The organism is Pseudomonas sp. CG7, assembly GCF_023701885.1.
Lineage (GTDB): Bacteria > Pseudomonadota > Gammaproteobacteria > Pseudomonadales > Pseudomonadaceae > Aquipseudomonas > Aquipseudomonas zanjanensis.
In genome coordinates this window covers 30290-54318 of sequence record NZ_JABAEE010000048.1, presented here as the reverse complement: position 1 = coordinate 54318, position 24029 = coordinate 30290, and the positions used below count along the sequence as shown (strand labels likewise).

The window sequence follows — 24029 nt, the reverse complement described above, 5'->3', positions numbered from 1 at the left end:
CCTCTTCGTCGGCAGCGCCTGATGTTTATAAGAGCCTGGGGGGGGGCAGCGGCCCCCTATGTCTGGCAACAGATTGTTGGGGGCCGCTGCGCGACCCAGCGGGAGCAAGCTCCCTCGCCACAATAACTTTCACAACCACACTGATGTGGGAAGCCCCTACATGAAGCGTCTCCTCGGCGCCTGCGCCCTGCTGTCCCTGCTGGCCGGTTGCGCCAGCCAGAGCGGGACGGTCGATCCACACGGCTACGACCAGACCGGCGTCGCTTCTTATTACGGTGCCCGGCACCATGGCAAGCGCACCGCCAGCGGCGAGCGTTTCAACCAGCATGGCCTGACCGCCGCCCATCGCCAGTTGCCGTTCGGCACCCGGGTGAAAGTCACCAACCTGAAAAACAACGACAGCGTCGTGGTCCGCATCAACGACCGCGGCCCGTATACTCGTGGCCGTTTGATCGATGTGTCCCGCGAAGCCGCCGAGCAACTGGGCATGTTGCGCAGCGGCACTGCCCGGGTGCGTGTGCAAGCCCTCGACGACTGATAGACGGAGCCCGGCCATTTCCCTACTCACCGCCCTACCGCTGCTCAGCCTGATCGAGTTGTTCGGCGCCCTGCTGTTGCTGATCGGCGGCGCCGAGCTGTTGGTGCGCGCCGCCGTGGGCCTGGCGGCACGCCTGCAGGTACGACCGCTGATCATCGGCCTGACCGTCGTCGCGTTCGGCAGCAGCGCGCCACAAATGGCCGTCAGCCTGCAGGCGACCCTGGCGCAAAACGCCGACATCGCCGTGGGCAGTGTGATCGGCAGCAGCATCTTCAACATCCTCGTCACGCTGGGGCTGTCGGCGCTGATCATTCCGTTGCGCGTCTCGCGCCAACTGGTGCGTCTGGACATCCCGTTGATGATCGGCGCCAGCCTGCTGGTGTTCGTGCTGGCATTGAATGAGGAACTGACCCGCTTGGATGGCGCCTGGCTGCTGCTGGCCCTGGCGGTGTACCTCGGGCTGTTGTTGCGCCAGTCCCGGCACTCGGCGCGACCGCACCCGGTGGGCGGCGACGTGGCCCACATGTCCTGGGTCAAGAGTGTGCTGATGATTGCGGCGGGCCTGACCATGCTGATATTCGCCGGCCACCTGTTGCTGGGCGCGGCGGTGGAAGTGGCGACGGACCTCGGGCTTTCGGAACGCATCATCGGCCTGACCATCGTCGCCGTCAGCACCTCGCTGCCGGAGCTGGCCACCTCGCTGCTCGCCGCCCTGCGCGGCCAGCGGGACATTGCGGTGGGCAACGTGATCGGCAGTAACCTGTTCAACCTGCTGGGCGTGCTCGGTGTGACCGCCCTCACCGCGCCCACGCCACTGTCGGTGTCGCCGAACGCCCTGGATTTCGACCTGCCGGTGATGCTCGGCGTGGCGGTGCTGTGCCTGCCGGTGTTCTATTCCGGCTACCGCGTCACTCGCGCCGAAGGCCTGCTGTTCCTGGGCTTGTACACGGCCTATGGGCTGCACGTGATCTCGTTCACCACCGGCATGCCCCTGGCCGGCCAACTGGAACGACTGATGCTGTTCTACGTGCTGCCGGCCCTGCTCGCGTTTTTGCTGTTCACCTCCCTGCGCGCCTGGCGCCGCCAACACCACAAGAGGGATTTGCCATGACCGACACTCCAAAGACCGGCCTCGACATGCGCCGCCAAGTGATGGGCGATGCGTTCGTCGACCGCGCCCTGGGCAATGCCACCGAGTTCACCCAGCCATTGCAGGACTTCGTCAATGAGCACGCCTGGGGCAGTGTCTGGAGCCGCGAAGGCCTGCCGCTGAAGACCCGCAGCCTGATCACCCTCGCCGCCCTCACCGCCCTCAAGTGCCCCCAGGAACTCAAGGGCCACGTGCGCGGCGCGCTGAACAATGGCTGCACCGTTGAGGAGATTCGCGAGGCGTTGCTGCATTGCGCGGTGTATGCGGGCGTGCCGGCGGCGATCGATGCGTTTCGGGCGGCGCAGGAAGTGATCGATAGCTACCAGAAACCTGAGTGAAGGCCCAAGCCTTGCGGTGACAGGCCAGGCCTCTTCGCGAGCAAGCCCGCTCCCACATTGACTGCGTTCTTCCATGGAAATGCGAGCGAATGTGGGAGCGGGCTTGCTCGCGAATGGAACGAAAGAGCGCTGCAAACCTGAAGCTAGATCCACCCACCCCACTGCAACACAAAGATCCCCAGGTTGGTGGTAATCGCCGCCATCAAGGTGGTGATGACGATGATCGCCGCCGCCAGTTCATGGTTGCCATCGGCCGCCCGGGCCATGACGAAACTGGCCGCCGCGGTGGGGCTGCCGAAGTACAGGAAGAGGATCCCCAGTTCCGCCCCGCGAAAGCCCCAGAGCCACGCACCGAGGGTGGTCACCAGCGGCAGGCCGACCATTTTCACCAGGCTCGAACTCAGGGCCATCTTGCCGCTCTTGCGCAGGGCCGCCAGGGACAGCGTGCCGCCGATGCAGATCAGCGCCAGGGGCAAGGTCATTTGCGACAGGTATTTGGCCGAGGTCTCGAACCAGTTCGGCAGGCCGATCTGCCAATAGGCGAACGGCGCGGCGGCGATCACACTGATGATCAGCGGGTTGCTGATCACGCTTTTGCAGATGCTCCACGGATCGGACTTGATCACCGGGCTGTAGACCGCCAGCACGATGGTCGACAAGGTGTTGTAGAACAGGATCACCAGCGCCGCGAGAATCGAACCCAGGGAAATCCCGTAGTCGCCATACATGCTCGCCGCCAGCGCCAGGCCGATCACACCGTTGTTGCCGCGAAACGCGCCCTGTGTGTAGATGCCGCGGTCTTCGCGCGGGCAACGCCAGATGGCCCAGCCCCAGGCCATTGCAAAGCTCACCAGGGTGGCGATGGAGAAATAAATCAGCAGGTCAGGCTGCAACGCCGCGTGCAGGTCGGCGTGCAGGATGCCAAGGAACAACAGCGCCGGCATGGTGACGTTGAACACCAGGGACGAGGCGATGTGGATGAAGTTGTCGTTGATCCAGTCGATGCGCTTGAGCAGCGTCCCCAGAAACAGCATGGCGAACACCGGCGCGGTGACGTTCAGGGTTTCGAGGAAAATTGCCAGCATGCCGGGAACCTTGAGAAGGGTGTCGTTAGGTGGCTAATGATAAGCCACTCACGGCATTGGCGTCTGTTAGAGCGCTATCGCGAGCAAGTTCGCTCCCACATTTGTCCTGCGTCGAACACAAATCCACACTCACCCCATATCCCCCTGTGGGAGCGAGCTTGCTCGCGAAGGCGCCGGGTCAGCTTGCATCAATGCTGAATGTACCGCCCCCATCGCGAGCAAGCTCGCTCCCACACTGGTTCTCCTGCGATCGCAAAACCCACACTCACCCCACCTCCCTGTGGGAGCGAGCTTGCTCGCGATCAGCGCCGGATCAGGTAATCGGCGCCGGGTTGAACAAGGTGATGTCGTTGTACAGCTTGTGCCGCTCGGCCCAGGTCTGTTTCTTGCCGCTGGCCACGTCCAGGTAGTAGTGAAACAGCTCCCAACCCAGTTCCTCGATGGTCGCCCGTCCAGTGGCGATGCGGCCGGCGTCGATGTCGATCAGGTCCGGCCAGCGCTGGGCCAGTTCGGTACGGGTCGAGACCTTTACCACTGGCGCCATCGCCAGGCCGTACGGTGTGCCCCGGCCGGTGGTGAATACATGCAAGTTCATCCCCGCCGCCAGTTGCAACGTGCCGCAGACAAAATCGCTGGCCGGTGTGGCGCAGAAAATCAGGCCCTTTTGCTTGAATCGCTCGCCCGGGCCAAGCACGCCGTTGATTGCGCTGCTGCCAGACTTGACGATCGAGCCCAGGGACTTCTCGACGATGTTCGACAGCCCGCCCTTCTTGTTGCCCGGTGTGGTGTTGGCACTGCGATCGGCTTCGCCCATGGCCAGGTAACGGTCGTACCAGTCCATTTCCCGCACCAGCTCCTGGGCGACTTCCTCGGTTTGCGCCCGGGAGGTCAGCAGGTAGATCGCATCGCGTACTTCGGTGACTGCGGAAAACATCACCGTCGCACCGGCCCGCAGCAACAGGTCCGAGGCATAGCCCAGGGCCGGGTTGGCGGTGATACCGGAAAACGCTTCGCTGCCACCGCACTGCATGCCCAGGATCAGCTCCGAGGCGGGCACGGTTTCGCGGCGACGTTGGTCGAGTGTCTTCAGGCGGGTCTCGGCCAGCTCCATGATCTGTTCGATCATCTCGGTGAAACCGTGACTGGAATCCTGCAAGCGATACAGCCACGGCTCGCTGAGGTCCACCGAGCTGTCGCCTTCATGCATCACCTGCCCGGCCTGCAATTTCTCGCAGCCCAGGCTGATCACCAGTGCCTCGCCCCCCAGGTTCGGGTTGCGCGCCAGGTTGCGCACGGTGCGAATCGGGATGTAGGCGTCGGTGGCGGTGATCGCCACGCCACAGCCATAGCTGTGGGTCAGCGCCACCACGTCATCGACGTTCGGGTACTTGGGCAGCAGTTCGTCCTTGATGCGCTTGACCGCATGGTCCAGCACACCGGTCACGCACTGCACCGTGGTGGTGATACCGAGGATGTTGCGCGTGCCGACGGTGCCGTCGGCGTTGCGGTAACCCTCGAAGGTGTAGCCCTCCAGCGGCGCATCGGCCACCGGCACGTCGGTGGACAACGGCAAGCTGTCCAGTGGCGGCGCGGTAGGCATGCGCAACTGGTCTTCCTTGACCCAACTGCCGCGAGGGATCGGTTGCAGCGCGTAGCCGATGACCTGGCCGTAGCGAATCACCTCGCCGCCCTCGGGAATGTCCACCAGGGTAACCTTGTGGCTCTGCGGCACGAAGTCGACGGTGACCAGGCCGTCCGGGAATTCGGTCCCGGCCGGTACGCCCTGGTCGTTGACGACGATCACCACGTTGTCCCGCTCGTGCAAGCGGATGTAACGGGGCGAATCGGCATGTTCAATCAGATTCATGGACGCCATTCCTCAGGATTTGGCTTCAGACAGGCTGGAGATATCGGCATCCTTGGCCGTGGGTTCCTTGAGCACCACACGCTTGATCGGGCCCACGATGACCAGGTAGCTGAACACCGCCATCAGCGCGTTGCAACCGACGAACACCAGCGCCCATTTGAACGAACCGGTGGAACTGATGATGTAGCCGATGACGATTGGCGTAGTGATCGACGCCAGGTTGCCGAAGGTGTTGAACAGGCCGCCGCTCACTCCGGCGATCTGTTTTGGCGAGGTGTCGGACACCACCGCCCAGCCCAGTGCGCCGACGCCTTTACCGAAGAACGCCAGGGCCATGAAGCCCACCACCATCCATTCGATGTCGACGTAGTTGCACGCCACGATGCTGCTCGACACCAGCAGGCCGGCGATGATCGGCGCCTTGCGGGCGAAGGTCAGCGAGTGGCCCTTGCGCAGCAGGTAGTCGGAAATCACCCCGCCGAGGACGCCACCGATAAACCCGCAGATGGCCGGCAAGGAGGCGATGAAACCGGCCTTGAGGATGGTCATGCCGCGTTCCTGCACCAGGTACACCGGGAACCAGGTCAGGAAGAAGTAGGTGATGCCGTTGATGCAGTACTGGCCCAGGTATACGCCGAGCATCATGCGGTTGGTCAGCAGTTGGCGGATGTAATCCCACTTCGGACCGTCGGTTTTTTTATCCTTGCCCTTGTCCTGGTCCATGTCGACCATCGCGCCGTTGGCAGCGATGTGATTGAACTCGGCCTCGTTGATCATCGGATGCTGACGCGGACTGTAGATCACTTTCAACCAGATCAACGAGAACACGATGCCGATCACGCCCATCACGATGAACACGTGCTGCCAGCCGAAGCGGTAGACGATCCAGCCCATCAGCGGTGCGAACAACACGGTGGCGAAATACTGCGCCGAGTTGAAGATCGCCGAGGCGGTGCCGCGTTCTGCGGTAGGGAACCAGGCGGCGACGATCCGGGCGTTGCCCGGGAACGAAGGCGCTTCGGCCAACCCCACCAAAAAGCGCAGCATGAACAGCGCAACCACGGCCGTGGACACGCCGAATTCACCGACATAGCCCTGCAGCACGGTGAACAGCGACCAGGTGAAAATGCTCAAGGCATAGATTTTTTTCGAGCCGAAACGGTCGAGCAGCCAGCCGCCGGGAATCTGCCCGGCCACGTAGGCCCAGCCGAAAGCGGAGAAGATATAACCGAGGGTGACGGCATCGATGCCGAGGTCTTTTTGCAGGCTGGAGCCAGCAATTGCGATGGTGGCGCGGTCGGCATAGTTGATCGTCGTCACCAAAAACAGCATGAGCAGGATCAAATAGCGGACGCGGGTCGGCTTGGTCTCTTGCATGTAACAGTACTCCCACTATTTATTTTTATGCGGGTAAATGTTGTGTTAAGCCCTGTAGGAGCTGTCGAGTGCAACGAGGCTGCGATCTTGCCCCAGACACTTGAGCTCCAAGCGAAAGTCAAAAGATCGCAGCCTTCGGCAGCTCCTACAGGTGTGTTGCGGTGTATCAGGAGCCGATATAAGCGGTCTTCACCACGGTGTAGAACTCTTGCGCGTAGCGACCTTGCTCACGCGAACCATAGGACGAACCTTTGCGCCCGCCGAATGGCACGTGGTAATCCACGCCGGCGGTTGGCAGGTTGACCATCACCATGCCCGCCTGGGAATGGCGCTTGAAGTGGTTGGCGTACTTCAGCGAGGTGGTAGCAATACCAGCCGACAGACCGAACTCGGTGTCGTTGGCCATCGCCAGCGCCGCCTCGTAGTCGGCCACGCGCACGACGTTGGCCACCGGGCCGAAGATCTCTTCGCGGCTGATGCGCATCGAGGCTTCGCTGTCGGCGAACAGAGTCGGCGCCAGGAAATAACCTTCGGTGTCGCACGTCACCAGGCCGCCACCGCTGACCAGCCGCGCACCTTCGCTCTGGCCGATGTCGATGTACTTCAAATCCTGGCTGAGCTGGGCTTCGGAAACCACCGGGCCAATGTCGGTGCCAGCTTTCAGCGCATGACCGACCTTGATCGACTGCATGCGCTCGGCCATGGCCTCGACGAACTTGTCGTGGATGCCGGCGGTGACGATCAGGCGACTGGAGGCCGTGCAACGCTGGCCGGTGGAGTAGAACGCGCTCTGCACCGCCAGTTCGACGGCCTGCTTGAGGTCGGCGTCGTCGAGGATGATTTGCGGGTTCTTGCCGCCCATTTCCAACTGCACCTTGGCCTGGCGCGCCACGCAGTTGACAGCGATCTGGCGGCCTACGCCCACGGAACCGGTGAAGCTGATGCCGTCGACTTTCGGGCTGTTGACCAGGATGTCACCGACCACGCGGCCGCTGCCCATCACCAGGTTGAACGCACCGGCCGGGAAACCGGCGCGGGAAATGATCTCGGCCAGGGCCCAGGCGCAGCCCGGCACCAACTCGGCGGGCTTGATCACCACGCAGTTGCCGTAGGCCAGGGCCGGGGCGATTTTCCAGGCGGGAATGGCGATCGGGAAGTTCCACGGGGTGATCAGGCCAACCACGCCGAGGGCTTCGCGGGTCACTTCGACGTTGACGCCCGGGCGCACCGATGGCACGTAGTCGCCAGACAGGCGCAGGCATTCACCGGCGAAGAATTTGAAAATGTTGCCGGCGCGGGTCACTTCGCCGATGGCTTCGGGCAGGGTCTTGCCCTCTTCCCGGGCCAGCAGTTGGCCGAGTTCTTCACGGCGGGCGAGGATCTCGGTGCCGACTTTGTCCAGCGCATCATGGCGGGCCTGGATGCCCGAGGTCGACCAGGCCGGGAACGCGGCGCGGGCGGCTTCGATGGCGGCGTTGACTTGCGCTGCGTCAGCCTTGGCGTATTCACCGATGACATCGGACAAGTCAGACGGGTTAATGTTGGTGCAATAGTCAGCACCGGCCACCCACTCACCGTTGATGTAGTTATCGAAACGCTTTGCATCTGCCACGGAGCTTCTCCTCTCACAAAAGCTGTCTAGGAACGCAGTGCGTCCCTGGCTGCATTTCCACGCGATGCGCGGAAACGATCAAGCCTTACGCAAAAAGCCGCTGATTGCTCAGCGGCCTTGTCGGGTCTGTTACTGCTTGCCTTGCTTGTCGATCAGCGCGGCCAGGGCTTCGTATTCTTCTGGCAGCAGGGCGGGCAGCGGCGTGCGCACAGGGCCCGCGTCATAGCCAACGATCTTCGCACCGGCCTTGACGATGCTCACCGCGTAACCAGCCTTGCGGTTGCGGATGTCCAGGTAAGGCAGGAAGAAGTCGTCGATGATCTTGCCGACAGTGGCGTGATCTTCGCGGGCAATGGCGTGGTAGAAGTCCATCGCGGCTTTCGGGATGTAGTTGAACACCGCCGAGGAGTAGACCGGCACGCCCAGGGCCTTGTAGGCCGCAGCGTAGACTTCAGCGGTCGGCAGGCCGCCCAGGTAGCTGAAACGATCGCCGAGGCGACGACGGATCGACACCATCAGTTCGATATCGCCCAGGCCATCCTTGTAGCCGATCAGGTTCGGGCAGCGCTCGGCCAGTTGCTCCAGCTGAGCGGCGTTCAGGCGGCAAACGTTGCGGTTGTACACCACCACGCCGATTTTTACCGATTTGCACACGGCTTCAACGTGGGCGGCAACGCCGTCCTGGCTGGCTTCGGTCAGGTAGTGCGGCAGCAGCAACAGGCCCTTGGCACCCAGGCGCTCGGCTTCTTGAGCGTACTCGATGGCCTGGCGGGTGGCACCGCCGACGCCGGCGAGGATTGGCACGCTGGTGGCGCAGGTATCGACAGCCGTCTTGATGACTTGGGAATACTCGCTGGCGGCCAGGGAGAAGAATTCACCGGTGCCGCCCGCTGCGAACAGTGCAGAGGCGCCGTACGGGGCCAGCCACTCAAGGCGCTTGATGTAGCTGTCGCGATTGAAATCGCCATTGGCAGTGAAATCGGTGACCGGGAACGACAGCAGGCCAGACGAGAGGATGGACTTCAGTTCTTGTGGATTCATTATTCGAACACCCTGGACGCAAATGTTGTGTTGTAGGAAACGGTTCAGCTTCATGTGAAGTTGTAGGTCATCGTACAACTTAAAATGTGAACGTCAACTGCATTTCGTCTTTTGTCGGGGCCTGGCCCAGGGGAAATCGCCTTGCAGCCTTGCAAACCGGGGCTTTGGAGGAGATTGGAAGACGGATGAAACTTGCCGGACGAGCATCAGGACCGCTCGTCGTCACTGTCAACGCTGCCAGTAGGCGCCGTTACGGCATGGGGCCCTAACCCACGTATGGCCGTGCGAGGCCCGGCCGTAGGTCCAGACGGGCACACGGATACAAAGCCGGACACCGCTCCGCTGTGGCGAGGGGATTTATCCCCGCTGGGTTGCGCAGCAACCCGAAAGGCGACGACTCAATCAGATATGACACACGGAGGCGTCAGTTCCGGGGCTGCTTCGCACCCCAGCGGGGATAAATCCCCTCGCCACAAAAGCAGTGGCTCACCTCATCTCAACTGACAAAAGCTAGCCCTGCGCCTGCGCCTCTTCATGGGCCTGGCGCAGCCTTTCCCGGCTGTTGGTCAGGTGCAAGCGCATGGCCGCACGGGCGGCGTCGGAGTCCTGGCGGGCGATGGCTTCGTAGATTTCCTCGTGCTCACGGCTCAGGCGGTCCATGTAGTGCTGGTGGTCGTCGTGGGCCAGGCGCGCCGAGTTCAGCCGGGTACGCGGGATGATGCTGGTGCCCAAGTGGGTCATGATGTCGGTGAAGTAGCGGTTGCCGGTGGACAGGGCGATTTCCAGGTGGAAGGCGAAGTCCGAGGCCACCGCGTCGCTGGCATGGGCGGCGCTTTCCTGCAAGGCGTCGAGGGCGGCACGCATCGTCGCCAGTTGCTCGTCGCTGCGACGCTGCGCCGCGAGCCCGGCGGATTCCACTTCCAGGCTGATGCGCAATTCCAGGATCGCCAACACGTCCCGCAAGGTAACCACGGTGGCCGGGTCGATGCGGAAACCGCTCGGGCTGGGCGTGTCCAGCACGAAGGTGCCGATGCCATGGCGAGTTTCCACCTGGCCGGCCGCCTGCAACCGGGAAATCGCCTCGCGCACCACGGTGCGGCTGACGCCATGGGCTTCCATGATCGCCGACTCGGTGGGCAATTTATCACCGCGCTTGAGCAGACCGTCGCGAATCTGCTCGGTCAGCACCGTCACCAGCTCCTGCGCCAGGCTGCGGCGCTTGCGGGGAAGGCGGGGTACGTCGATCGGGTTTTCCATTGTGTCTGTGTCTCGGCAAGCGGCTGAATGACAACATCATAGCGCAACGTGGTTGTACGATCACCGGGGGTGCAGTGGCGAGTCGGGTGCTGGCACCGAGTCGGCTGCTTCGCGAGCAAGCCCGCTCCCACAGGTTTTTCGGTGGTCAGACGGTTACGGTGCGCTCCACCAGTTGGCCATTTTCGATACGCACATGTCGCGGATGGAACCGTTTCAAACTGCTTCGGTGACCAACGCTGACAATGCTCAGGCCCGGCAGCTGGTCGATAAGCGCCTGATACAGCGTCGCCTCGTCTTCTTCATCCATCGCCGAGGTCGCTTCGTCCATGTACAACCAAAGCGGTGCATAAAGCAATGCGCGGGCAAAGGCCAGGCGTTGTTGCTCGCCAGGCGAGAGCATGCGCTGCCAGTGGTTGCTTTCGTCCAGGCGCGGGATCAGGTGCGGCAGGCGGCAGGTTTCCAGCACCTGTGCATAACGTTCGTTGGGGTAGACATCGCCGGCCTGTGGATAACTCAATACTTCCCGCAGGCTGCCAATCGGCAGGTAGGGTTTTTGCGGCAGGAACAAATAGCGCGCCGCCGGAAGCCGGATCGTCCCGTGCCCCGCAGGCCACAAATGCCCCATCGCGCGCAACAGGGTGGATTTGCCGCTGCCGGAACGACCGCTGAGCATGACCCGCTCGCCAGGTTCCACATTCATATCGGCGTTGTCGAGCAGATGACGCCCGTCAGCCAGGTCCAACCCGAGGTTGCGGACCGCCAACGCGTCGCCCTGGTTCTGCACATCGATGGCCGGCACGCGGTCTTCGTTGTCACTCATCGCCTGGCGGAAACTCAGCAGACGGTCACAGGTGGCGCGCCACGCGGCGAGGTTGGCGTAGGCGGTGATGAACCAACTGAAGTTCTCCTGCACGTTACCGAACGCGGAGTTGATCTGCATAAGCTCGCCCAGCTGGATCTTGCCCGCGAAATAACGCGGCGCGGCGACGATGAACGGGAAGATGATCGCGATCTGGCCGTAGCCGGACGTGAAGAACGTCAGGCGCTTGGACACCCGCATGATGTCCCAGAAGTTGTGCCAGACCAGGCCGAAACGACCGCTCAGGCGACGATTCTCGTTGGGCTCGCCGCCATACAGCGCGATGCTCTCGGCGTTCTCGCGCACCCGCACCATGGAAAAACGCAGGTCGGCTTCGAAACGCTGCTGGTTGTTATTCAGGCCGATCAGGCGACGGCCGATCAAGTGCGTCAGCCAACTGCCCACCGCCGCATATACCCACGCGCACCAGAACATATAGCCAGGGATGGTGTAGCCGAACACTTCGATGCTGCCTGACACGCCCCACAAGATAATCGAGAACGACACTAGGCTGACGACCGTGCGAAGCAGCCCCAGGCCCAGTTCCAGTGTGTTGGAGGTGAAACTGTTGAGGTCTTCGGAAATCCGCTGGTCGGGGTTATCGGTATAGCCGCCCTGCTCCAGCCGGTAGTAATTCTTGTTGTTGAGCCAGCGGGCAAAATGCTGCTCGGTGAGCCAGGCCCGCCAGCGAATGGTGAGCATCTGCGTGAGATACAAACGGTACACCGCGCCGAGGATCGCCACCGCCGCAATGCCGCAGAAATACAGGATCAACCGCCAGAATGCCGCAGTGTCCTTCTCTTGGAGGGCGTTATAGAAGTCCCTGTACCAACTGTTGACCCACACCGAGATTGCCACGCTGAACAACGACAGCGCGATGACGGCAATCAACAGCGTCCAGGCCTTGCCCTTCTCCTCACTGCGCCAGTACGGCGTGGTCATCTGCCAGACACGGCGGAAAAACTGGCCGCGCACCGCGTCATTGACCGCGGAATATTCAGCGTTCTGATTCATGGTTAAGGCTCATAGGAGAAAAAACTCGGGCCGATCATAAAGCAACGGCCCGATGTGTCGCGAGGGTGGACAGCATTTGTTCAGCGCAGGTTCAGCGACGCACAGGACGCTTTTGCAATTTGCGCTGCAAGGTTCGCCGATGCATGCCCAAGGCGCGGGCGGTGGCGGAGATATTGCCTTCGTGCTCGGTCAGCACGCGCTGGATGTGTTCCCATTGCAGGCGATCCACCGACATGGGGTTTTCCGGCACCAGGGTGTCGAGGTCGGCGTGTTCGGACAACAGCGCCGCCAGCACGTCATCGGCATCCGCTGGTTTGCACAGGTAGTTGCAAGCGCCGCGCTTGATGGCCTCGACCGCGGTGGCGATGCTCGAATAACCGGTGAGGATCACCACGCGCATCTCCGGGTCCAGCTCCAGCAGTTTGGGCAGCAGTACCAGGCCCGAATCGCCGTCCATCTTCAGGTCGAGGGCGGCATAGTCCGGCAGGTCAGCCTGGGCGATGGTCAGGCCCTCCTCGGCAGAACCTGCAGTGCTCACGCGAAAACCGCGGCGGGACATGGCCCGGGCCATGACGCGGGTGAAGGTGGCGTCGTCATCCACCAGCAGCAGGTGCGGCAGTTCTTCGCCGTCGACTTGGATCTCGTCGCTCATGTTTCGTCTCCTCGGTCGGCATGGGGCAGGCGCAGCTCGGTGAGCGTGCCGCCTTCCTCATGGGGGTAGAGTTTCACCGAGCCGCCAGCGCGTGTCACGCTGGCTTTGCTCAAGAACAGGCCCAGGCCGAAACCCTTGCCCTTGGTCGTGAAAAACGGTTTGCCGATCTGCTCGGCAATCGCCAGCGGCACACCGGCGCCGTGGTCGCGGATACAGATCGTCAATTCATAGGCATCCCAATCCAATACCACTTCCAAGCCTTCGGGGCAGGCGTCGGCAGCATTGTTCAACAGGTTCAGCAAGGCCTGGGTCAAATCCGGCGGCGGCGCCATGCGCGGCACCGTGCCCTTGCCCAGGCACTGGAAGCGGTAGCTGGCCTCCGGACGCATCAAATGCCAGCGATTCAGGGCATCGTCAAGCCAGAAGGTGACCGCCTGCATGTCGATGTCCAGCCGGCGGTTGGCCTCGGCGGCGCGCACCAGATATTGCAGGGTTTCCTTGCAGAGCTTGACCTGGTCCTGCAGCACGCTGAGGTCTTCCTGCAACGCCGGGTCTTTATGATCCTGGCGCATTTCCTTGAGCAGCACACTCATGGTCGCCAGCGGCGTGCCCAACTCATGGGCGGCACCGGCGGCCTGGGTCGCAACGGCCAACAGTTGCTCGTCCCGCAGGCCTTCTTCGCGGCGGATCGCCCGCAGCTCCTCCTGGCGACGCAGCTCCTCGGCCATGCGCGCGGCAAAAAACGTGATGACCGCCGCGGCCAGGGCGAAACTCAGCCACATGCCGTAGATCTGCAGGTTTTCCCGGGCGATGGGGAAGGTTTCCAGTGGATAGAAACGCGCCAGCAGCAAGGTGTACAGCGCCAGGGCGATGCCGGAAAGGATCAGCGAATACCGCCACGGCAATGTCACCGCGGCGATGGTCAGCGGCACCAGGTAATAGGAGACAAAAGGATTGGTGGAGCCGCCGGAGAAATACAGCAGCGCACTGTGGATAAACAGATCGCAGGCCAGCTGTACGGCATATTCCAACTCGGTCACCGGCCACGAGGCGCGCAGGCGAATCGCCGTCAGCGCGCACAGCACGCTGGAACAGACCAGGGTGATCGCCAGTTGCAGCCAGGGCAGCGGCAGCAGGTCGAACCAATAGGCGAGCCCCACGGAACCGGCCTGGGCCGCCAGAACCAGGATGCGGATGAATGTCAGGCGCCAGAGGTTCTGGCGAGAGGCGGAAGTCATTTGCAAAGGGGCGAGCATGAGCTCTCCTGATGAGCGCTCCAGGCGAATCGCACGGAGTATAACCAAGGCGCGGCGTGCAGCGGCAGATATGCGGCAAAGCGCCACAGCCCTAAAGCTACCTATACCCCCTGTGGCGAGGGAGCTTGCTCCCGCTCGGCTGCGCAGCAGGCCCAAAAGACTACGACTGCTACGCAGCCGAGCGGGAGCAAGCTCCCTCGCCACAAAAGCTCCACCAACCTTCGCATCCGTTTCGCATCTGTATAGAAGTTGTAACTGTGCGAACCCAACCATAAACGCTAGAGTCTTATCGTTCACGCAGGCCCGGAACCAACCCCTGCGCATCATCCCAAGGAGCTTTCATGCACACGTTCAGTCGCCCCGCCGCCCTGCTCGCCCTCAGCCTCAGCCTCAGCCTCGGCACCGTCGCCAGCCTGCCGGCCCTGGCCGCCGATGAGCTGCACTACAACCAGATCTCCCTGCGCGCCGAAGCCAGCCAGGAAGTGGCCCGCGACCTGATGATCGTCACCCTCTACACCGAAGAACAGAACACCGACCCGGCCAAACTCGCCGCCGCCGTCAGCACCACCCTGAACAAAGCCATCGGCCAGGCCAAACAGGTCAAGGGCATCAACTTGAGCCAGGGCAGCCGCAACAGCTACCCGATCTACGACAACAAAGGTGGGAAAATCACCGGTTGGCGCGACCGCGCGGAACTGCGCCTGGAAAGCGCCGACTTCGCCGCCCTGTCCAAGCTCACCGGCGAACTGCTGGGCGACATGAAAATGGGCGGCATGGACTTCGCCATCGCCACCGCCACCCGCCAGACCAGCGAGGACGCCCTGCTCAAGGACGCCGTCAACGCCTTCAAGGCCCGCGCCCAACTGGCCACTGAAGCCTTGGGCGGCAAGGGTTATAAAATCGTCAACCTGAACTTCAACACCAACGGTTATCCGCAACCGTACATGCGCCCGCAGATGATGATGAAAGCGGCGTCGATGGATGCTGAGTCGGTGACGCCTGAGGTGGAAGCGGGCACCAGCAAGGTGACGATGACGGCGGACGGGGCGATTGAGGTGTTGATGCAGTGATGATGGACAGCGGGTTCAGCCAGCTTCGTACTGGCTGAACCCTGAAGCCCTGCGACAAAACTCCCGTGGCGAGGGAGCTTGCTCCCGCTGGGCTGCGCAGCGGCCCCACACCTGACACCTCGGTGTATCAGATGGATACAGTCGCCGCTGTTGGGGCCGCTTCGCGCCCCAGCGGGAGCAAGCTCCCTCGCCACAGGGGGTCACGGTGCTGGGCTGACCGGTGTTTCAAGCTGATCCAACGCCTTGTCCACCAGCAACTGGCACAACTCCACCAACTGATGAATCCCCAACGCCACACTGCGGCGCGTGCCGTCCACTTCAAAGGCCAGGTCCTCGGCCATGGCCTTGATCGAGGCCAGGGTTTCGGAGGTGCTGGTCAGTAGTGTGTCGGCGTCGGCTTTGGCGGTGACGGAAAACAGGCTGTCGATGCGCTGGTCGGTGCTAGGTTCAGAAGGTTTGGGGTTGAGGTAATGATTGAGGGCACGCTCGGCGGCGGCGCGGTCTTTGAGTAGGTCTTCGATGGAATCGAAGCCGGAAAGGGGGTTGGTTTTGTTGAAGGGTGGGTCGGGGACTGACTTAACCATTTATTTGTACCTATTTTTGTGATGAGGACCATCACTTGCCGTTTCTCACTCGGCAAAGTGGTGGCAGCTGTGTGCAGGGGTGAGAAATCCGAGAATAGGTACTCGGCCAGACCGAAGCCTGCCCGCACACAGCCGCCATAACGCATCTACAGACAGCGGATAAGCTGGCGGCAATTATGCAGGTACAGAGGCTGGATGCCTATTATTCGGGTTTCTCACGCCCGGTCGCTGAGTTGCAGCGACAAGAAAAAGGTTAGAGAGCCCACTTCCGAGCGGCAACCCTAAAAAGCTGTGGGATGTTTCGTTTCAGGACCGGTGATCCTTCCTACACAAATGAATGACTCATCACGCCTCCTGACGCAGCAACCCCCGTGGCGAGGGAGCTTGCTCCCGCTGGGCTGCGCAGCGGCCCCAAACCCGGCACCGCAATGTGTCAGATGAATGGAGTCGGGCCCTCTGCGACAACTTCACCTTTCAAGGCACCACAAATACAAAAGCCCGCAATCGCGGGCTTTTTGTCAGGCGTTACTTCGTGTAGTGGAAGCGGCATGAAATGACTGTCAGCGTGTCATTCTCATAGGCATAGACAAAGCGATGTTCTTTGTCGATACGACGGGACCAATAGCCCGTTAAATCCCCTTTCAACGGTTCGGGTCGACCGACCCCCTTGAATGGGTTACGGAGGCATGCCTCGATAAGCTCGTTTACCGTCGCGTGTTTGCCTGGATCGTTTGCGTCCCAGTATTGGTAGTCTTCCCATCCGTCTGGCACGAATGCAACTACCACGTTCTCGCGGGCGTTAGCTTTGTTCTTCTGTTTCTGTTTTGCCGACATTTAAAGGGAGCTCCTTGGCAAAGGCTTTCCCGGCTTTGTGCAGCGCAACAGAGCGGCGTAAGCGCGTGGCATTCGACTCTGTACCCAACAGATACATCGTCTCGGCCATTGAGTTGTAGTCCTCCAATGAGAGGATTACGACATGATCACCACGCTGACGGGTGATGACCGTGGGCTCATGATCTCGGCATACATCGTCCATCGTCTGCTTTAGGCCGGCACGAGCCTGGCTAAAAGTTATTACATGCATCGTCTAATTCCCTCCTGAGGCCAGCTCAGGCGAAACCAGGGCCATCCTGGTGGTTTGAGAGTTTCCCGCAGAATCGAAGCGGGGTACTTGTCTCCTCCGCTGAGTCACGGAGTACTTGAAATCCACGCCGGTAAGCGGGGAAACAAGGTATCTGACACCTGGCAAAACCTCGGTGCCTCCTCAATCATCCAGCAAAAGCGATGGGAGCTGAGTTCGCGCATAGTACAACGTTCTGTACAACAGTCAACCATGCGCCAAACAACTCGGACGTGTACGAAATGACGAGGGAGCAAGCTTCCTCATTCACCGGGTGGCGCCAACCATGAGGTGGACCGCCCCTGTCTACCCCTCAGCCGGACTGGCCGGCGCTTGCAACTGATCCAACGCCTTATCCACCAGCAACTGACACAACTCCACCAACTGATGAATCCCTGACGCCACGCTGCGCCGCGTGCCTTCCACTTCGAAAGCCAAGTCCTCGGCCATGGCTGTTATCGAGGCCAGGGGTTCGGAGGTCTGGTCAACAGCGTGTCGGCATCGGCTTTCGCGGGGACGGAAAACAGGCTGTCGATGCGCTGATCGGTGCGACCTATTAATTTCGGGTTCCCACTCCCGGTCGCTGTTTTGCAGCGACAGTAAAAAGTTTAGAGAGCCCACTTCCGAGCGGCAATCTTAAAAAGCTGTGGGATGTTTCGTTTCAAGGCCGGTGATCCTTCCGACACAAATGAATGACTCATCCCGCTTTCTGGCGCAGCAAACCCGTGGCGAGGGAGCTTGCTCCCGCTGGGCTGCGCAGCAGCCCCCAAACCTGACGCCTCGGTACGTCAGATGGATGCAGTCGCTGCTGTTGGGGCCGCTTCGCGCCCCAGCGGGAGCAAGCTCCCTCGCCACGGGTTTGGTGGTCGACGGGACATAGCCATCTTGATTCGACCTCTGCTGGGATCTTCTCAGAACGGGGTCGCGTAATAGTTTTGACATTTCCAAAACAGCACGAGAGCACTGTCCACGTTTTATGGTATGTGGACAGCGAAAAATCAGGCCTTCTTGAAAAATCAAAAGATTTTTCTTAAGCATGAAATGAGCATCCTTCACGCCTAGGCTTTCAGGCCTTCGCGAACAAACTCGCACATAACTGATCGGGTACATCCGTGAGAGGTAGGCCGGCTACTAGGCCGCCTTCGCGAGCAGGCTCGCTCCCACAATGGATTGGGGTATGACCGGGAGAGCCAGGTCGGCTACCAGGCCGCCTCGCGAGCAAGCTTTGCTCCCACAGATCTGACAGATGTACGAGCGGAAGAGCCACGTCGGCTATAAGGCCGCCTCGGCCCGGCTTTTGATCTTGAGGCCCCGTTAACCACGATGGCCGAACGCAGGCATTGCGCAGTGGGCATCCCGGCATGGATGCCGGGATAGCCGCGCTGGGCCATGGATGGCCCTTCGCGGCGGCCCACGGAGCAATGCCTGCGTTCGGGCATGCCGAGCCTAGGCGAGGCACCGAGTGGTGGGGCAAGCCTTTTTTGCTTACTTTTTTGGCGTTTGAAAAAAAGTGAGCCGCCGTAAGGGCGGAACCCTAAGTAGCCGTTACCGCAGCAACGGATATGTACCCCATCAATGGCTAAAAGACCGACTCGCCCCGAAGCATGCGCAAAATCCCAGGCGCCACTCCAGAAAGCCAAAGGTTGCGCCAGGCGCCACCCTCGCCCCCATGGGCAATGCCGGTGCATCGATTGAACCCTGGGCCGAAGATAACGGCGCCCCCGACAGCGATAAACAAAAAGGGCCGGATCTCAAACTCAGCCCATTCAGCCCTATACCGCTCTACGGCGTGGGTTTGAAGAAGTAAAACCCGCCCCTTCCCGGTGCGCCAAAGCCACGCGGCGCACCGGCAAAGGGCGCAAATCGCCCCGAAAAAACACGCGCAAACGATCAAATGCGTCAGAAGTTACACAGATGCGACATTAAGGTACGTTCGTGCCACTGTTTCAGACTTGGAACCGCTCTGGATCTTGCATTGGGTATGGGGCCTGCATAAGTATCCGCAGGACGACTCACGAGGTCGCCCTCAAATCCAAAAATGACAACAAATCATGAGGCCAACATGCTTAAACACGCGGTCATTCCGTTTTTAGTCGGTGCAGGCTTGTTAGCCAGCGCTCCCTTCGCTTCCGCCGCGACTAACCTGGTGTTCTGCTCCGAAGGCAGCCCGGCCGGCTTCGACCCTGGTCAGTACACCACCGGAACCGACTTCGACGCCTCTGCAGAGACCATGTTCAACCGCCTGACCCAGTTTGAGCGCGGCGGCACCGCCGTGATTCCTGGCCTGGCCACCAAGTGGGACATTTCCGAAGACGGCCTCACCTACACCTTCCATCTGCGTGAAGGCGTCAAGTTCCACACCACCCCGTACTTCAAGCCGACCCGCGAATTCAACGCCGACGACGTACTGTTCACGTTCAATCGCATGATCAACAAGGACGACCCTTTCCGTAAGGCGTACCCGACCGAATTCCCGTACTTCACCGACATGGGGATGGACACCAACATCACCAAGATCGATAAAGTCGACGACCACACCGTCAAGTTCACCCTCAAAGATGTCGACGCTGCGTTCATCCAGAACCTGGCCATGAGCTTCGCCTCGATCCAGTCCGCCGAGTACGCTGCCCAGCTGCTCAAGGATGGCAAGGCCCCGGACATCAACCAAAAGCCGGTCGGCACTGGCCCGTTCGTGTTCAAGAGCTACCAGAAAGACTCCAACATCCGCTACACCGGGAACAAGGACTACTGGAAGCCTGACGACGTGAAGATCGACAACCTGATCTTCGCCATCACCACCGACCCGTCGGTGCGCATGCAGAAACTCAAGAAGAACGAATGCCAGATCACCCTCTTCCCACGCCCGGCCGACCTCAAGGCCCTGAAGGAAGACAAGGCACTGAAGATGCCCGACCAGGCGGGTTTCAACCTGGGCTACATCGCCTACAACGTGATGGACAAGATCAAGGGCAGCAACGAGCCGAACGTGTTGGCAGACCTGAAAGTCCGCCAGGCGTTGGACATGGCGGTCAACAAGCCGCAGATCATCGACTCGGTCTACCAGGGCGCTGGCCAACTGGCCGTCAACGCCATGCCGCCAACCCAATGGTCCTACGACACCACCATCAAGGATGCCAAGTACGACCCTGAGAAAGCCAAGGAGCTACTCAAGGAAGCCGGCGTCAAGGAAGGCACCAACATCACCTTGTGGGCGATGCCGGTACAGCGTCCATACAACCCGAACGCCAAGCTGATGGCCGAGATGCTGCAGTCCGACTGGAAGAAGATCGGCCTGAACGTCAACATCGTCAGCTACGAATGGGGCGAGTACATCAAGCGTTCCAAAGGTGGCGAGAACCAGGCCATGATCATTGGCTGGAGCGGCGACAACGGTGACCCGGACAACTGGCTCAATGTGCTGTTCGGCTGCGACTCGCTGGCCGGCAACAACTTCTCCAAATGGTGTGACAAGAAGTTCGACGGCCTCGTGAAAGAAGCCAAGCGCACCACCGACCAGGCCAAGCGCACCGAACTGTACAAACAGGCACAACACGTCCTCAAGGATGCCGTGCCGATGACACCTATCGCTCACTCGACGGTGTATCAACCCATGCGCGCCAACGTGCAGGACTTCAAGATCAGCCCATTTGGCTTGAACTCCTTCTACGGCGTCAGCGTCAGCAAATAAAGACAAGCAACGGCGGCGTTCTCAACGTCGCCGTTGCTTTATCTGCCGAGACCAAGACTCAGGAAATCGCCTACATCCAAAAGCACTGCGTACCACAGCAGTCGGTTTAGGCCGTATCGCCTTTTCCCACCAGTCTTTCAGGTATTACGCATTTACCGCCCGGCCCACGGCTCATACCGTCGTCACCGGGGCGACTTGCCAGCCCTGCGGCATCGCTACGCAATGGAATGAGCTCAGTGCGCCGGACCTGTCCCCGGAAGGACACCGGTTCACTGTCAAACACCCCGAACGAGAGAGGGAGCGTCATGCGCCATACCTTGGTTTTATCCGCATTGCTGGGCACCGGCCTGCTGGCAGCGACATCCGCCACCCAAGCCGCCGGCGGCAGCCTGGTGTTCTGTTCCGAAGGCAGCCCCGCCGGTTTCGACACCGCGCAGTACACCACCGCCACTGATATCGATGCCGCCGATCCGCTGTACAACCGCCTGGCCGAGTTTGAAAAAGGCGCGACCACCGTCGTCCCTGGCCTGGCGACAAGCTGGGACATTTCCGAAGACGGCTTGAAGTACACCTTCCACCTGCGCGAAGGGGTGAAATTCCACACAACCGACTACTTCACGCCGACCCGGGATTTCAACGCCGACGACGTGCTGTTCACCTTCAACCGAATGCTCGATCCGCAGCATCCGTTCCGCAAGGCCTACCCCACCGACTTCCCGTACTTCAACGGCATGAGCCTGAACAAGAACATCGCCAAGGTGGAAGCGACCGGGCCGCTGACGGTGGTCATGACCCTCAACAGCGTGGACGCCGCGTTCATCCAGAACATCGCCATGAGCTTCGCCGCGATCCTGTCGGCCGAATACGCCGACCAACTGCTCAAGAGCGGCAAGCCGAGCGACATCAACCAGAAGCCGATCGGCACCGGGCCGTTCGAATTCAAGAGCTATCAGAAAGACTCCAACATCCGCTACGTCGCCAACGATAAGTACTGGGCGCCGGAACGGGTGAAACTGAAGAACCTGATTTTCTCCATCAACACCGACGCCTCGGTGCGGGTGCAGAAGCTCAAGGCCAACGAATGCCAGGTCACCCTGCATCCACGTCCGGCCGACGTGCCGGCCTTGAAGAACGACCCCAAGCTGCAACTGATCGAAAAACCTGGCTTCAACCTCGGCTACATCGCCTACAACACCCGTCACAAACCGTTCGACCAGGTCGAAGTGCGCCAGGCCCTGGACATGGCGGTGAACAAGCAAGGCATTCTCAACGCCGTGTACCAGGGCGCCGGCCAACTGGCGCAGAACGCCATGCCGCCGACCCAATGGTCCTACGACGACACCATCAAGGACACGCCCTACAACCCGGAAAAAGCCAAGGAGCTGCTCAAGGCCGCCGGGGTCAAGGAAGGCACCGAAATCACCCTCTGGGCCATGCCCGTGCAACGCCCGTACAACCCCAACGCCAAGCTGATGGCCGAAATGCTCCAGGCCGACTGGGCGAAGATCGGCCTGAAAGTGAAGATTGTCAGCTACGAATGGGGCGAGTACATCAAGCGCACCAAGAACGGCGAGCACGACATCAGCCTGATCGGTTGGACCGGCGACAACGGTGATCCGGACAACTGGCTGGGCACGCTGTACAGCTGCGATGCCATTGGCGGCAACAACTACTCCATGTGGTGTGACCAGGATTACGACAAGCTGATCAAGCAGGCCAAGGTCGTCACCGACCGCGACCAGCGCACCGTGCTCTACAAACAGGCCCAGCAGTTGCTCAAGCAGCAAGTGCCGATCACTCCTGTTGCCCACTCGACGGTCAACCAGCCGCTGAGTGCCAAAGTCGAAGGGTTCAAAGTCAGCCCCTTCGGTCGCAACGTGTTCTCGGGCGTCAGCCTGAACCCATAACCGTCTAGCCGCACAGCGAGGGCTTCCCTGGAAGCCCTCACGCAGACGTCTTGCCTGAATTCGTCGATCAGGCGTGATGCAAACGTTTGCTAGCTGTGAATGAGTTGTAAACCGTTAGCCGAATCATCCAAAAGGATCGGCACAAAAAAAAGAAAAAGGAGCGTTACCGATGAAACTGAGCAGCACCGCGATACTGGCCTTGGCCATCAGCAGCATTACCGCAACGGCTTTCGCAGAATCCCAGAGCCAGGCGGTCACCCCGGTGACCCTCAAGACCACCAGCGAGCAAAGCGAAGCCAAAGGCTTCATCGACGGTCAATCCGTCACGGGTAGCACGCGCAACTGGTACGCCAACGAGCAATTCAAGCGCGGCACGAAACTCACCTATCGCAAGAACGGCGAAGCACGCGAGACCGACCGCCGGATCAACTGGCTGCAAGGCACCATCATCAAGTACAACTCGGGTTTCACTGAAGGCACCGTAGGCTTCAGCACCGAAGTGGCTGCCTACAACGCCATCGCCCTGGACCAGGACCGCAAGGACCTGGCGTCCAACAACGGCGGCGCACCGACCACCCGTCCTGGCGCCGGCAACAACCGTACCCTGACCCGCGAAGGCGGCGACGCCGTGGGCCAGTGGAGCAAACTGGGCCTGGCCAACCTCAAGGCCCGCGTGTCCAACACCACCCTGACCGCCGGTCGCCAGAACTTCAGCAGCCCGATGGTCGACGTCATCGGCAACCGTGCCCTGCCTTCCAGCTTCCAGGGTGTGAGCCTGCACAGCGAAGAATTCGAAAACCTGGCGTTCGACATCGCCACCTTCGACCGCAACTCGCCGCGTACCGAACAGAGCCAGCGCAAGTTCCGCTCCGAATACGGTGACAGCAGCGTCGAGACCGATCACGTCAACACCGCTGGTATCACCTACCAGCCATTGGCCAGCCTGAAAACCAGCCTGTGGGCGACCGAAGCCGAGGACATGTGGAACCAGTACTACTTCGGCGCGACCCATGAACTGGGCGACAGCTCGGTGCTGAGCCTGACCACCGGCCTGAACTACTACAAGACCGTGGATTCAGGCAAAAGCAAGCTGGGCGAGATCGACAACGACACCTACTCCCTGTCGTTCGGCCTGACGCACCAGGCCCATAGCCTGACGTTCTCGTACCAGGAAGTGAACGGTAACGAGTACTTCGACTACCTGCACGAAACCAACGGCATCTACCTGGCCAACTCCCTGCTGTCGGACTTCAACGGCCCGAACGAGAAATCCTTCCAGATCGCCTACGGCCTGAACATGGCTGAATACGGCGTGCCAGGCCTGAAGTTCAACATCTACCAGGCGCGCGGCTGGGGCATCGACGGTACGCATTACAACAGCACCGGTTATAGCGACGTGCGGGCCATGGACGGTGAGCACCACTATGAATACGGCGTCGGCGCGTCCTATGCCGTACAGAGCGGCCCTCTGAAAGCCACCGCGATCCGTGCGACCTACACCGCACACCGCGCCAGCGAAAACCAGGCCGACGGCAGCCTCAACGAGTTCCGCCTGGTCACCACCATTCCGTTCAACATTCTCTAAACTGCCACCGGGCGGTCGACTCACGAGGT

20 protein-coding genes are annotated in these 24029 nt (G+C 60.9%); 7 read left to right on the top strand and 13 right to left on the bottom strand.

The annotated features are described in order from the left end of the window. The first annotated feature begins 160 nt into the window (after positions 1-160). Genes HGO40_RS19320 through HGO40_RS19310 form a run of 3 tightly spaced genes read left to right on the top strand, consistent with a single transcriptional unit; the run spans position 161 to position 2026 of the window. Complete coding sequence (locus tag HGO40_RS19320) at positions 161-538, top strand: septal ring lytic transglycosylase RlpA family protein (protein ID WP_122568889.1); 378 nt, start codon at positions 161-163, stop codon at positions 536-538. Between the two features lie 49 nt (positions 539-587). After that, positions 588-1649: a calcium/sodium antiporter gene (locus tag HGO40_RS19315; RefSeq protein ID WP_250964321.1), complete on the top strand. Its 1062-nt coding sequence runs from the start codon at positions 588-590 to the stop codon at positions 1647-1649. Then, positions 1646-2026: a carboxymuconolactone decarboxylase family protein gene (locus HGO40_RS19310; protein ID WP_003177973.1), complete on the top strand. Its 381-nt coding sequence runs from the start codon at positions 1646-1648 to the stop codon at positions 2024-2026. The genes HGO40_RS19315 and HGO40_RS19310 overlap by 4 nt, the downstream gene beginning before the upstream one ends. Before the next feature lie 143 nt (positions 2027-2169). Here HGO40_RS19310 and HGO40_RS19305 read toward each other — a convergent pair whose 3' ends face one another. The 9 genes from HGO40_RS19305 to HGO40_RS19265 all read right to left on the bottom strand — a co-directional run bounded on the left by HGO40_RS19305 (position 2170) and on the right by HGO40_RS19265 (position 14046). After that, on the bottom strand, positions 2170-3111 hold the full coding sequence (locus tag HGO40_RS19305) for an AEC family transporter (RefSeq protein ID WP_186710660.1): 942 nt from the start codon (positions 3109-3111) through the stop codon (positions 2170-2172). 313 nt (positions 3112-3424) lie between these two features. Next, positions 3425-4978: a galactarate dehydratase gene (gene garD, locus HGO40_RS19300; protein WP_250964319.1), complete on the bottom strand. Its 1554-nt coding sequence runs from the start codon at positions 4976-4978 to the stop codon at positions 3425-3427. 12 nt (positions 4979-4990) lie between these two features. Further along, a complete protein-coding gene (locus HGO40_RS19295; protein ID WP_250964318.1) occupies positions 4991-6355 on the bottom strand; it encodes an MFS transporter in 1365 nt (454 codons plus the stop codon). A gap of 166 nt (positions 6356-6521) precedes the next feature. Beyond that, a complete protein-coding gene (locus HGO40_RS19290) occupies positions 6522-7967 on the bottom strand; it encodes an aldehyde dehydrogenase family protein (protein WP_250964317.1) in 1446 nt (481 codons plus the stop codon). Positions 7968-8096: 129 nt separating this feature from the next. Continuing rightward, positions 8097-9008 carry a 5-dehydro-4-deoxyglucarate dehydratase gene (gene kdgD / locus HGO40_RS19285; RefSeq protein WP_250964316.1) on the bottom strand — a complete coding sequence of 304 codons (912 nt, stop codon included), beginning with the start codon at positions 9006-9008 and terminating at the stop codon, positions 8097-8099. Positions 9009-9518: 510 nt separating this feature from the next. Further along, positions 9519-10265, bottom strand: a complete 747-nt coding sequence (locus HGO40_RS19280) for a FadR/GntR family transcriptional regulator (protein WP_250964315.1) — start codon at positions 10263-10265, stop codon at positions 9519-9521. Positions 10266-10410: 145 nt separating this feature from the next. Beyond that, positions 10411-12138 carry an ABC transporter ATP-binding protein/permease gene (locus tag HGO40_RS19275; RefSeq protein WP_250964314.1) on the bottom strand — a complete coding sequence of 576 codons (1728 nt, stop codon included), beginning with the start codon at positions 12136-12138 and terminating at the stop codon, positions 10411-10413. A 91-nt stretch (positions 12139-12229) separates the two neighbouring features. Further along, the gene (locus HGO40_RS19270) at positions 12230-12790 is read right to left on the bottom strand and encodes a response regulator transcription factor (RefSeq protein WP_003177957.1); all 561 of its coding nucleotides are present in this window, start codon (positions 12788-12790) and stop codon (positions 12230-12232) included. Further along, entirely contained in the window at positions 12787-14046 is a 1260-nt protein-coding gene (locus HGO40_RS19265) for an ATP-binding protein (RefSeq protein ID WP_207963268.1), read from the bottom strand. The genes HGO40_RS19270 and HGO40_RS19265 overlap by 4 nt, the downstream gene beginning before the upstream one ends. A 341-nt stretch (positions 14047-14387) precedes the next feature. Between HGO40_RS19265 and HGO40_RS19260 the strand changes: the two genes are divergently transcribed. Then, a complete protein-coding gene (locus HGO40_RS19260) occupies positions 14388-15116 on the top strand; it encodes an SIMPL domain-containing protein (protein WP_250964313.1) in 729 nt (242 codons plus the stop codon). Positions 15117-15316: 200 nt separating this feature from the next. Here HGO40_RS19260 and HGO40_RS19255 read toward each other — a convergent pair whose 3' ends face one another. The 4 genes from HGO40_RS19255 to HGO40_RS30905 all read right to left on the bottom strand — a co-directional run bounded on the left by HGO40_RS19255 (position 15317) and on the right by HGO40_RS30905 (position 17441). Next, positions 15317-15700 (bottom strand): DUF6124 family protein, encoded by a 384-nt coding sequence (locus HGO40_RS19255; RefSeq protein ID WP_250964312.1) that lies wholly within the window; start codon positions 15698-15700, stop codon positions 15317-15319. A 525-nt stretch (positions 15701-16225) separates the two neighbouring features. Then, positions 16226-16534: a Txe/YoeB family addiction module toxin gene (locus HGO40_RS19250; RefSeq protein ID WP_250964311.1), complete on the bottom strand. Its 309-nt coding sequence runs from the start codon at positions 16532-16534 to the stop codon at positions 16226-16228. Further along, positions 16500-16784, bottom strand: a complete 285-nt coding sequence (locus HGO40_RS19245) for a type II toxin-antitoxin system Phd/YefM family antitoxin (RefSeq protein ID WP_144922719.1) — start codon at positions 16782-16784, stop codon at positions 16500-16502. The genes HGO40_RS19250 and HGO40_RS19245 overlap by 35 nt, the downstream gene beginning before the upstream one ends. Positions 16785-17126: 342 nt before the next feature. Next, positions 17127-17441: a DUF6124 family protein gene (locus tag HGO40_RS30905; RefSeq protein ID WP_502943331.1), complete on the bottom strand. Its 315-nt coding sequence runs from the start codon at positions 17439-17441 to the stop codon at positions 17127-17129. 1441 nt (positions 17442-18882) lie between these two features. On the opposite strand from HGO40_RS30905, the gene HGO40_RS19235 reads away from it, so the two are divergent. The 3 genes from HGO40_RS19235 to HGO40_RS19225 all read left to right on the top strand — a co-directional run bounded on the left by HGO40_RS19235 (position 18883) and on the right by HGO40_RS19225 (position 24000). Next, a complete protein-coding gene (locus HGO40_RS19235; protein WP_250964309.1) occupies positions 18883-20508 on the top strand; it encodes an ABC transporter substrate-binding protein in 1626 nt (541 codons plus the stop codon). A 305-nt stretch (positions 20509-20813) separates the two neighbouring features. After that, the gene (locus HGO40_RS19230; protein WP_250964308.1) at positions 20814-22415 is read left to right on the top strand and encodes an ABC transporter substrate-binding protein; all 1602 of its coding nucleotides are present in this window, start codon (positions 20814-20816) and stop codon (positions 22413-22415) included. 169 nt (positions 22416-22584) lie between these two features. After that, complete coding sequence (locus tag HGO40_RS19225) at positions 22585-24000, top strand: OprD family porin (protein ID WP_250964307.1); 1416 nt, start codon at positions 22585-22587, stop codon at positions 23998-24000. Positions 24001-24029: the final 29 nt, after the last annotated feature.

Excerpts from the sequence above, each read along its gene's own strand:
- HGO40_RS19280 (WP_250964315.1), bottom strand. The coding sequence starts at position 10,265 with ATGGAAAACCCGATCGACGTACCCCGCCTTCCCCGCAAGCGCCGCAGC.
- HGO40_RS19305 (WP_186710660.1), bottom strand. The coding sequence starts at position 3,111 with ATGCTGGCAATTTTCCTCGAAACCCTGAACGTCACCGCGCCGGTGTTC.
- HGO40_RS19255 (WP_250964312.1), bottom strand. The coding sequence starts at position 15,700 with ATGGTTAAGTCAGTCCCCGACCCACCCTTCAACAAAACCAACCCCCTT.
- HGO40_RS19270 (WP_003177957.1), bottom strand. The coding sequence starts at position 12,790 with ATGAGCGACGAGATCCAAGTCGACGGCGAAGAACTGCCGCACCTGCTG.
- HGO40_RS19275 (WP_250964314.1), bottom strand. The coding sequence starts at position 12,138 with ATGAATCAGAACGCTGAATATTCCGCGGTCAATGACGCGGTGCGCGGC.
- HGO40_RS19295 (WP_250964318.1), bottom strand. The coding sequence starts at position 6,355 with ATGCAAGAGACCAAGCCGACCCGCGTCCGCTATTTGATCCTGCTCATG.
- HGO40_RS19230 (WP_250964308.1), top strand. The coding sequence starts at position 20,814 with ATGCGCCATACCTTGGTTTTATCCGCATTGCTGGGCACCGGCCTGCTG.
- HGO40_RS19310 (WP_003177973.1), top strand. The coding sequence starts at position 1,646 with ATGACCGACACTCCAAAGACCGGCCTCGACATGCGCCGCCAAGTGATG.
- HGO40_RS19265 (WP_207963268.1), bottom strand. The coding sequence starts at position 14,046 with ATGCTCGCCCCTTTGCAAATGACTTCCGCCTCTCGCCAGAACCTCTGG.
- kdgD (WP_250964316.1), bottom strand. The coding sequence starts at position 9,008 with ATGAATCCACAAGAACTGAAGTCCATCCTCTCGTCTGGCCTGCTGTCG.
- HGO40_RS19260 (WP_250964313.1), top strand. The coding sequence starts at position 14,388 with ATGCACACGTTCAGTCGCCCCGCCGCCCTGCTCGCCCTCAGCCTCAGC.
- HGO40_RS19225 (WP_250964307.1), top strand. The coding sequence starts at position 22,585 with ATGAAACTGAGCAGCACCGCGATACTGGCCTTGGCCATCAGCAGCATT.
- HGO40_RS19320 (WP_122568889.1), top strand. The coding sequence starts at position 161 with ATGAAGCGTCTCCTCGGCGCCTGCGCCCTGCTGTCCCTGCTGGCCGGT.
- HGO40_RS19250 (WP_250964311.1), bottom strand. The coding sequence starts at position 16,534 with ATGTCGGCAAAACAGAAACAGAAGAACAAAGCTAACGCCCGCGAGAAC.
- HGO40_RS19235 (WP_250964309.1), top strand. The coding sequence starts at position 18,883 with ATGCTTAAACACGCGGTCATTCCGTTTTTAGTCGGTGCAGGCTTGTTA.
- garD (WP_250964319.1), bottom strand. The coding sequence starts at position 4,978 with ATGAATCTGATTGAACATGCCGATTCGCCCCGTTACATCCGCTTGCAC.
- HGO40_RS19245 (WP_144922719.1), bottom strand. The coding sequence starts at position 16,784 with ATGCATGTAATAACTTTTAGCCAGGCTCGTGCCGGCCTAAAGCAGACG.